The 9,628-nt window shown below is 32.4% G+C and carries 10 protein-coding genes; 9 read left to right on the forward strand and 1 reads right to left on the reverse strand.

The window, feature by feature from the left end; genetic code table 11:
• The 8 genes from jag to ACPYKA_RS15120 all read left to right on the forward strand — a co-directional run.
• Nucleotides 1-333, forward strand: a 333-nt coding sequence (jag, locus tag ACPYKA_RS15085) for an RNA-binding cell elongation regulator Jag/EloR (RefSeq protein ID WP_479543040.1), incomplete at its 5' end; no start/stop codon positions are given.
• Nucleotides 334-583: 250 nt separating this feature from the next.
• On the forward strand, nucleotides 584-1,960 hold the full coding sequence (gene mnmE / locus ACPYKA_RS15090) for a tRNA uridine-5-carboxymethylaminomethyl(34) synthesis GTPase MnmE (RefSeq protein ID WP_479543041.1): 1,377 nt from the start codon (nucleotides 584-586) through the stop codon (nucleotides 1,958-1,960).
• A 48-nt stretch (nucleotides 1,961-2,008) separates the two neighbouring features.
• Nucleotides 2,009-3,889, forward strand: coding sequence for a tRNA uridine-5-carboxymethylaminomethyl(34) synthesis enzyme MnmG (gene mnmG / locus ACPYKA_RS15095; RefSeq protein WP_479543042.1), 1,881 nt, complete (start codon nucleotides 2,009-2,011; stop codon nucleotides 3,887-3,889).
• 107 nt (nucleotides 3,890-3,996) lie between these two features.
• Nucleotides 3,997-4,710, forward strand: a complete 714-nt coding sequence (gene rsmG, locus ACPYKA_RS15100) for a 16S rRNA (guanine(527)-N(7))-methyltransferase RsmG (RefSeq protein WP_479543043.1) — start codon at nucleotides 3,997-3,999, stop codon at nucleotides 4,708-4,710.
• A 258-nt stretch (nucleotides 4,711-4,968) separates the two neighbouring features.
• Nucleotides 4,969-5,826, forward strand: a complete 858-nt coding sequence (noc, locus tag ACPYKA_RS15105; RefSeq protein WP_479543044.1) for a nucleoid occlusion protein — start codon at nucleotides 4,969-4,971, stop codon at nucleotides 5,824-5,826.
• A 39-nt stretch (nucleotides 5,827-5,865) separates the two neighbouring features.
• On the forward strand, nucleotides 5,866-6,639 hold the full coding sequence (locus ACPYKA_RS15110; RefSeq protein ID WP_479543045.1) for a ParA family protein: 774 nt from the start codon (nucleotides 5,866-5,868) through the stop codon (nucleotides 6,637-6,639).
• Nucleotides 6,620-7,459, forward strand: a complete 840-nt coding sequence (locus ACPYKA_RS15115; protein ID WP_479543046.1) for a ParB/RepB/Spo0J family partition protein — start codon at nucleotides 6,620-6,622, stop codon at nucleotides 7,457-7,459. The genes ACPYKA_RS15110 and ACPYKA_RS15115 overlap by 20 nt, the downstream gene beginning before the upstream one ends.
• 205 nt (nucleotides 7,460-7,664) lie before the next feature.
• Nucleotides 7,665-8,378, forward strand: a complete 714-nt coding sequence (locus tag ACPYKA_RS15120) for a DUF554 domain-containing protein (RefSeq protein ID WP_479543047.1) — start codon at nucleotides 7,665-7,667, stop codon at nucleotides 8,376-8,378.
• On the opposite strand, the gene yyaC is transcribed toward ACPYKA_RS15120, so the two are convergent.
• On the reverse strand, nucleotides 8,375-8,983 hold the full coding sequence (gene yyaC / locus ACPYKA_RS15125) for a spore protease YyaC (protein WP_479543048.1): 609 nt from the start codon (nucleotides 8,981-8,983) through the stop codon (nucleotides 8,375-8,377). The two genes, ACPYKA_RS15120 and yyaC, sit on opposite strands and share 4 nt — an antisense overlap.
• Nucleotides 8,984-9,282: 299 nt before the next feature.
• Here yyaC and ACPYKA_RS15130 point away from each other — a divergent pair, with 299 nt between their 5' ends.
• Nucleotides 9,283-9,483 (forward strand): DUF951 domain-containing protein, encoded by a 201-nt coding sequence (locus tag ACPYKA_RS15130; protein WP_479543049.1) that lies wholly within the window; start codon nucleotides 9,283-9,285, stop codon nucleotides 9,481-9,483.
• Nucleotides 9,484-9,628 lie beyond the last annotated feature (145 nt).

Consider the following 9,628-nt stretch of genomic DNA (forward strand, 5'->3'; position numbering starts at 1 on the left):
AAAATTGCTATTTTAATTGGAAAAAGAGGTAAAACTTTAAATGCTCTACAGTATTTAACCCAGTTAATAATAAATAAAAATGGGCGAAACTTTCATTCCGTAAGCGTTGATGCGGAAGGGTATCGTGAAAGAAGAAAAGAAACACTTATTGAACTTGCGCATAGAATGTCGGATAAAGCTAAACGTATTAAACGGAAAGTAGCGCTTGAACCAATGCCCGCATATGAAAGAAAAATCATTCATAGCGCATTGCAAGATTCAAGTGAAGTAACAACTTATTCTGATGGAGTAGAACCACACCGTCATATCGTAATTAGTCCAAAAGATAATTGATAAATGTAAAAATCGTTGATTAGGTATTTACCTTCTCAGCGATTTTTTTTACGAACAAGAATTGTCAAATTATTAAAATACAGGTAAAGCGGGAAAATTTATTTTTACTTATTCACATTGTGGATAAGTTTATTTTTTGTTAAAATTATGGTATTCTATTTTATTAGTGACATTTTGATTAAGTCATTTTATCTTGTGGATAAGTAATGTTGAGTATATACACTATTATTTTAGTTTGGAGGTGACATAGATGGAAATAGATACGATTGCAGCGATTTCCACACCAGTTGGTGAAGGAGCAATTTCAATTGTTCGTTTAAGTGGACAGGATGCAATAAAAATTGTTAAGCAGTTGTTTAAAGGGAAAAATTTGCAAAATGTGGATAGTCATACATTGCATTATGGAAAGATTATTGATCCAGATACTGAAGAAGTTGCTGATGAAGTAATTGTTTCCGTCATGCGGGCTCCAAAAACGTTTACATGTGAAGATGTAGTTGAAATAAATTGTCATGGTGGGTTAATGGCAGTCAACCGAATATTAGAATTAGTATTAGATAGGGGAGCAAGACTGGCTGAACCTGGGGAATTCACAAAACGAGCTTTTTTAAATGGGCGAATTGACCTTTCTCAAGCAGAAGCTGTCATGGATGTTATTCAGTCTAAAACGAGCCAAGCAATGAATGTGGCATTAAATCAACTTGATGGGAAACTGTCACGATTAATAAAAGAATTACGGCAAGAATTAATTGAAACAATTGCTCACGTTGAAGTGAATATTGATTACCCGGAATATGACGATGTGGAAGAAATGTCTCACGATTTAATGAAAGAAAAAACCAACTATGTACATGGCGAAATTGAACGTTTATTACAAGTTGCTAAACAAGGGAAAATTCTTAGAGAAGGGATTAAAACTGCCATTATTGGTCGTCCGAATGTAGGAAAGTCTTCTTTAATGAATTCTCTTGTTCAAGAAGAAAGGGCAATTGTAACAGATGTGCCAGGCACAACGAGAGATGTAATCGAGGAATATGTAAATGTGCGCGGAATTCCATTAAAATTAATCGATACAGCTGGGATTAGAGAAACGAAGGATATCGTTGAAAAGATAGGTGTGGAAAGATCTCATAAAATATTACAAGAAGCAGATCTCGTTTTATTTATGCTGAATTATAATGAAGAAATTACAGAAGATGATCGAAAAATTTTTAAATTATTAACAGATATGAATTATATCGTTATCATTAATAAAACAGATTTACCCGAAAAAATTAATATGGAAGAAATAAAAGAATTAGCTAGCGATCATTCCGTAATAAATATGGCTTTAATTAATGATAAAGGGATCGATGATTTAGAAGCATCACTTTCTAAATTGTTTTTTTCAAAAGAGATGCAAACTGATGATATTACGTATGTGTCCAATATTAGACATATCCATTTACTAAAGCAATCAAAACAAGCATTGGAAGATGCAATGAATGCATTAGAACTTGATATGCCTTTAGATATTATTCAAATCGATGTGACAAGAACGTGGGAGTTTTTAGGTGAAATCGTTGGTGATACTGCAAGTGAAAGTTTAATTGACCAATTGTTTTCACAATTTTGCTTAGGAAAATAAATGCTTGAAAACTTTATGTAAACAGTATGAAATGAAAGGGTGAAATTAATGACATATGATGCAGGACATTATGATGTAATTGTTGTTGGAGCAGGCCATGCTGGTTGTGAAGCTGCTATGGCTGCTGCAAAAATGGGGTCCAATACACTGATGCTAACGTTAAATTTGGATATGATTGCTTTTATGCCATGTAATCCGTCACTAGGAGGGCCAGCAAAAGGAATTGTTATTCGCGAGATAGATGCACTTGGTGGCGTAATGGGGAAAGTTATTGATAAGACGTATATTCAAATGCGTATGTTAAATACAGGAAAAGGTCCCGCTGTAAGAGCGTTAAGAGCACAAGCAGATAAACCTTTATATATCCAAGAAATGAAACGTGTAATTGAAAACGAAGAAAATATTACGTTAAAACAAGCAATGGTTAATGAACTAATTATTGAAAATGGTGTTTGTAAGGGAGTTATTACAGAGACACATGCAGCTTATTATGCAAAAACAGTAATTATTACAACTGGAACATTTATGCGTGGGAAAGTATTGATCGGTGATTTAGAATATGAAAGTGGACCAAATAATCAAAGAGTTTCCGTAAAGCTATCAGAAAACCTAGAAGACCTTGGCTTTGATTTAGTACGTTTTAAAACAGGTACACCACCACGAGTAAATAGTCATACGGTTGATTATTCTAAAACAGAAATTCAACCAGGGGACGAGAAACCTCAAGGATTTTCATACGAAACGACAGAATATATTAAGGATCAAATTCCTTGTTGGTTAACATATACGAATGAACGAACTCACCAAGTAATAAATGATAATTTGACATTATCAGCAATGTATTCAGGTATGAAACGGGGAACAGGGCCTAGATATTGTCCATCTATTGAAGATAAAATTGTTCGTTTTAACGACAAGCCAAGACATCAAATATTTTTGGAACCAGAAGGTCGAAACACGGAAGAAGTATATGTTCAAGGTCTTTCTACTTCACTTCCAGAATCGATTCAAAATAAAATTTTACAATCAGTACCTGGTTTAGAAAATGCTGAAATGATGCGTCCTGGATATGCAATTGAATATGATTCCGTTACACCGACACAATTATGGCCGACGCTTGAAACAAAAGAAATCCAAGGATTATTTACGGCCGGTCAAATTAATGGAACATCTGGATATGAAGAAGCAGCAGCTCAAGGTATTATCGCAGGAATAAATGCAAGCTTAAAAATTCAAAACAAAGATCCATTTATTTTGGATCGTTCACAAAGTTATATTGGAGTTTTAATTGATGATTTAGTGACAAAAGGTACTAGGGAACCATATCGATTACTCACATCTCGTGCTGAATATCGTCTCTTATTACGTCATGATAATGCGGATATTCGCTTAACAGAATTAGGGTATAAATTAGGCTTAATATCTGAAGCAAGATATGAAAAATTTAAAGAAAAACTCCGATTAATTGAAGAGGAGAAAGACAGATTATTTAATGTAATTATCAAAGTAACGGACGATGTACAAAAAACATTAGAAGAGGCTAAATCGACTCCTTTAAAAGATGCTGTTCGCGCATTTGACCTATTAAAAAGACCTGAAATAACATATGATGTTATTGAAAAAATAAATGGTGTACAAGATTTACCAATTGATGTTAAAGAGCAAGTAGAAATACAAATTAAATATGAAGGGTATATTAAAAAAGCGAATGAGCAAGTGAAAAGAATGTTGAAAATGGAAGATAAAAAAATTCCTGAACATATCGATTATGATGCGATTCATAGCTTAGCTGGTGAAGCGAGGGAAAAACTTAAAAAAATTCGACCAATTTCAATCGGCCAAGCGTCAAGAATTTCAGGAGTAAACCCAGCAGACATCTCCATCTTGCTCGTTTATATTGAACAAGGAAATGTAAAGAAGACTAGCTAATTGGTAAGTTAATATCGGTAGAAATATGTTTTGGTGCATGTAAGTTTCTCCTGAATTTAAATTACAATGGCAATACTTGAAAATGCAGTAAATAAGGAGTTATTACATTGGATGAAAAGAAATTTACGGAAGTTTTAGCGAAAAATAATTTACGTATTTCAGAACAAGAGCTAAATCAATTTAAGGAATACTATAAATTGCTCGTTGACTGGAATGAAAAAGTTAATTTAACAGCAATAACAGAGAAAGACGACGTTTTCTTAAAACATTTCTATGACTCAATAACAGCTAGTTTTTATTTTTCATTTGAAGATGTAAAATCAGTATGTGATATTGGAGCGGGTGCTGGGTTTCCCAGTATCCCTCTAAAAATTTGCTATCCACATCTAAAGATAACTATCGTTGATTCTTTAAAAAAACGCATAAATTTTTTAGAACAATTAAAAGAAACATTACAATTAGATCATGTGGATATTATTCATTCACGAGCTGAAGATATTGGTCAAAATAAGAAATATCGAGAAAACTTTGATGTAGTAACTGCAAGAGCTGTTGCTCGGATGTCTGTTTTATCTGAGTATTGCCTGCCACTTTGTAAAGTTGGCGGGACTTTTATCGCTTTAAAAGGGGCAAACAGTAATGAAGAATTAGTAGATGCAGAAAAGGCAGTTAAAACTCTAGGTGGGGAAGTTGTTAACAACAATACTTTTTCACTGCCCATTGAAAATAGCGAACGTTCGATCATTGTAATAAAAAAGATAAAGAAAACAGCTAAAACTTATCCGAGAAAAGCTGGAACTCCAGCAAAAGATCCTATTTAATAGAAGAATATTAAAATTAAAGTAAGTATCATACTTTTTATATTAATTTTATGATAAACTTAACTATATGGGTTAAGTTTCTTTCTTTTTTTAGTAGTTTAAGTAATGAACATTTACTATATATGTACAAGAAATGCTATTAATATGACAAGTCTTGTATTCTAACATCCTCATTAAACCCTTCTTTTTTTTACTAGAATAATAAATTGTTTCACGTGGAACAATTTTATAATAATTATTAAAAAGGTGATGTTTATTATGCTGCAGTCCTTTAATCGAATCTTTACTGGTGGTAATAAAGCAGATGAACAACAAGATATTAATGATTTAGAAGATGTTGTTCAATTAACTGTCGATCAAATTGTACCAAACCAATTCCAGCCTAGAACTCAATTCGACGACGAGAAAATCAAAGAATTGGCACAAACCTTACATACACACGGGATGATCCAGCCTATTGTAGTCAGGAAAAAAGATGATGAGTTGTATGAAGTTATTGCTGGTGAGAGAAGATTAAGAGCAGCTAAATTATTAGGTTGGGAGAAAGTCTCAGCAATAATACGTAATATGAGTGATACGGAAACAGCCTCTGTTGCTTTAATAGAAAATATCCAAAGAGAAGAATTATCAGTGATAGAAGAAGCAAAAGCATATTCTCAATTAATAAAAATGCATTCATTAACACAAGAAGCATTAGCACAAAGATTAGGAAAAAGTCAGTCTACAGTAGCAAATAGAATTAGATTATTAACTTTACCTGAAGAAATTCAACAAGCGCTAATTGAAAAAAAGATCACTGAAAGACATGCGAGAGCATTAATGAAGTTGAAAAAAGAAGAACTTCAATTAAAGTTTTTTCATGAGATAATAGAAAAACAATTAACTGTACGGGAAACGGACGAGATAATTAAAGAGTATTTGGCAAAAGGTGAAGATAAGAAAAAATCACGACCGAAATCGAAGTTTATAAGTAAAGATATACGGATTGCAACAAATACAATTAGAAGATCTCTGAAAATGATTGCAGAAACAGGTATTAAAGTAGAATCGGAAGAAGAAGAATTAGATGACTATTACCAAATTACAATTAGAGTTAAAAAGAATCAAAAGAAATAATGGTAAATGAATAAGCTTTACAAATAGGTAGGTGCCATAATGGGTAAAATTATTGCAATTGCAAACCAAAAAGGTGGCGTAGGAAAAACAACGTCAACAGTTAATTTAGGGGCTAGCTTAGCTCTTTTAGGTAATAAAGTTTTAATAGTTGATATAGATCCTCAAGGAAATGCAACAAGTGGTGTTGGGATTAATAAGGGAGATATGGATCAATGTGTTTACAATATTCTCGTTGAGGATTTGGATGCAAAAGAAGTCTGTATACCTACAGCAGTTGACAATCTTTCAATTATCCCGGCGACGATTCAACTTGCAGGAGCGGAAATAGAGCTAGTATCTACAATCTCTCGAGAAGTTAAATTAAAAAAAGCACTTGACGATGTAAAAGGTGTTTATGATTTTATTTTAATAGATTGTCCTCCATCTTTAGGATTGCTGACATTAAATGCCTTGACTGCTGCTGATAGCGTTATAATTCCGGTTCAATGTGAATACTATGCGCTGGAAGGTTTGAGTCAACTCCTTAATACGATTCGATTAGTACAAAAACATCTAAATAAACAGTTAATGATAGAGGGTGTATTATTAACTATGTTAGATGCAAGAACAAATTTAGGACTACAAGTAATCGAAGAAGTTAAAAAGTACTTTCAAGATAAAGTATATAAATCTATTATTCCAAGAAACGTAAGACTTGGCGAGGCGCCCAGCTACGGAAAACCAATAACAGTTTATGATCCAAAATCAAGAGGAGCGGAAGTATATCTAGAGTTAGCAAAGGAAGTGATGGAAGTTGGCCAAACGGTTAGGTAAAGGTTTAAATGCTTTGTTTAACGATTATGAAGTAAATGAAGACGAACAATCTATTGAACAAATTCCAATTGATGAATGCCGCACTAATCCTTATCAACCTAGAAAAACATTCAATGCCGATGCAATAGAAGAATTAAAAACTTCTATTATGGAATATGGTATTATTCAACCGCTAATTGTTCGACGCAGTATAAAAGGATATGAAATTGTCGCAGGAGAAAGACGGTTTCGCGCAGCAAAAGAGGCTGGATTAAAAGAAGTTCCAGCGATTGTAAAAGATTTTGACGATCGTAAAATGATGGAAATTGCCTTGTTAGAAAATCTGCAACGGGAAGATTTAACAGTTATTGAAGAAGCCCTTGCTTATAAAAATCTTATTAATGAATTAGAATTAACTCAAGAAGAATTATCGAGCAAAATAGGTAAGAGTAGATCCCATATCGCTAATACAATGAGGTTATTATCGTTACCCGATGATGTCATCATTTATATTAGCAATGGGGAACTGTCGATGGGACATGGACGTGCTTTGTTAGGACTTAAAAATAAAGAACAACTTTTGCCACTAGTAGATAAAATAATAAGTAATCACTTAAATGTAAGACAAGTAGAACAGATGATAACTGAACTGAATAAAAAGAAGCCTAAACCAAAAAAGAATAAAAAACAAAAAGATGTTTTTATCCAACAATATGAAACAAAGTTAAGAGAAGTATTAGGAACTAATGTAAACATAAAGAAAAATAATGATAAAGGTAAAATCGAAATAGAATTTTACTCGAATGAAGAATTGGAAAGATTCGTTAGTATGTTTCATTAATAAAATGATGAAAATCAAATGAGACTGATTATATAAAATGTGATCAGTCTTTTTATTTGGCAGAAAGTAAAAACTTCATTACTGCATAAGGACAATTAAGGCATTAGTCACCCAGAATGGAGAACCCGTTTTTTCTAAAGGAAATGTTTCACGTGAAACATTATAGTAAGTCATCAGTAATTTAATTGTATAGTGGGGAACAGAAATGGTATTATTCGGAACGATTGTGAATGGAATATGTATAATTATTGGTAGTTTAATTGGATTGTTTTTGACGAAAATAAAAGATAAATATAAAGAAACGATCACCCAAGGGATTGGTTTAACGATACTTTTAATTGGACTACAAATGGCTCTTCAAGTAAATTCAATTATTATCGTCTTACTAAGTGTGTTGACAGGTGCATTAGTGGGGGAGTTATTCCGATTGGAAGAGTTATTAAACAGGTTAGGATACTGGGTAGGTAGTAAATTTACTAATAAAGGTGATAATATAAATGTGTCACAAGCATTCGTTACAGCTTCTTTATTGTTTGTAGTTGGAGCTATGGCGATTCTAGGAGCACTAGATAGTGGTCTAAGGGGAGATCATGAAGTGTTATTAACTAAGTCTATATTAGACGGATTTACAGCTTTTATACTTACTACAACACTAGGTATAGGTGTTATACTATCAGTTGTTCCGGTAGTGTTATTTCAAGGATCTATTGCCTTACTTGCGAGTCAAATAGAAAAGCTAATCCCTGAAGTGATTTTTAATGATTTATTAGTGGATGTCACAGCGGTTGGCGGCCTATTAATTGTTGCAATCGGTCTAAACTTATTGAAATTAACTCAAATTAGAGTAACAAACTTATTACCTGCAATATTCATGGTCGTTGTTTTTGTTTATTTGAATCATATGTTATTTATCAATTAAACAGATTTATTATATCCTCTTGTTAAGTTTTTAACTTGATTCGAATTATAATGTTGTAGCCAGAAGTCGATTTTCTTTAACACATGTGCAATTTTATATGCCATATCATGTACAAGAGAAAGTCTTGTACTTTGTAAAACGGCATAATCCATGAATCCGCCTATATTTACCACACCTGTAATATAGGCATCACCGACAGCGGGTAATTCCTTCTTTAAAGCAGCCCCCGGCTTTAGAGAGCCAGAACCACTTATAAGGTTTCCAATTGAAGAATTTTTACCTAAAGATGCATCAATCGCAATAATAAACGGATCTCTATAAGACATCTTAATTTTTTGAATTGATTCTTCCAAATTTACGGCATGCACTGGATGATGAAGTGTTCCATAAACCTTCATTTGCGTTGGTCTCATTTGAGTAAGCAACGTACCTGTTAATGGACCTAAAGAATCTCCAGTGGAACGATCAGTACCAATACAAAGAACGATTAAATTTGTATAATATTTTGGTAAACATGTTATAAGAATGTCACTAGTTAATTTAATTGCTAAAGGATCTTTATAGTGAACATAATTCACATCGTTATTTTGAACTGGATTATTCATATAGAAACGTTCCTTCCATATTGTATTAGGTTGGTAAAAAGAACGACGTCGTTCCCCAATTGTCAAGACTTTAGTTATCGAGCAAGTTTTTATAGTATACGTTTTAAAACAGAACAATATACATCCAGTTTTGAAGCTAATTTCTTCAGGAAACAGTAAAGAAAGCAGTCGTTTATATTAATTTCTATTTTTAAAATGATATAATAGGTACGAAAAACTACTAACTTAATTACTGGATAGCTTCCGTAGCTAATTGTCTATTTGTAATGAAGGATTTAAAATAAGAAAGGATAATGGAAATGGATAAAAAGCAATTTTCATTAAATGATATTGTTGAGATGAAAAAACAACATCCTTGTGGTGAAAATAGATGGAGAATAATTCGGATGGGAATGGATATACGGATTAAATGTTTAGGGTGTGACAGAAGTGTGCTTATACCAAGAAACGAATTTCAAAAGAAATTAAAGAAAATTATTGAAAAAAGTGAAAAAGAATAAATACGTAGTAATAACCAACGAAAAATTGAGTTTTCGTATAAAGAAAATTGACTTTTGACTAGTCAATGATAATGAGTTTTTACATTTTAGCTATTTGTTATTTTAATATAAAAAAGTATAATACTAGATAGTTCAGATGAACTAG

The organism is Pseudogracilibacillus amylolyticus (SeqCode) (assembly GCF_051918545.1).
GTDB lineage: Bacteria > Bacillota > Bacilli > Bacillales > Amphibacillaceae > Pseudogracilibacillus.

Bases quoted from the DNA above. Each gene is read 5' to 3' on its own strand.
- mnmE (WP_479543041.1), top strand. From the start codon at position 584: ATGGAAATAGATACGATTGCAGCGATTTCCACACCAGTTGGTGAAGGA.
- mnmG (WP_479543042.1), top strand. From the start codon at position 2,009: ATGACATATGATGCAGGACATTATGATGTAATTGTTGTTGGAGCAGGC.
- noc (WP_479543044.1), top strand. From the start codon at position 4,969: ATGCTGCAGTCCTTTAATCGAATCTTTACTGGTGGTAATAAAGCAGAT.
- ACPYKA_RS15110 (WP_479543045.1), top strand. From the start codon at position 5,866: ATGGGTAAAATTATTGCAATTGCAAACCAAAAAGGTGGCGTAGGAAAA.
- ACPYKA_RS15120 (WP_479543047.1), top strand. From the start codon at position 7,665: ATGGTATTATTCGGAACGATTGTGAATGGAATATGTATAATTATTGGT.
- yyaC (WP_479543048.1), bottom strand. From the start codon at position 8,983: ATGAATAATCCAGTTCAAAATAACGATGTGAATTATGTTCACTATAAA.
- ACPYKA_RS15130 (WP_479543049.1), top strand. From the start codon at position 9,283: ATGGATAAAAAGCAATTTTCATTAAATGATATTGTTGAGATGAAAAAA.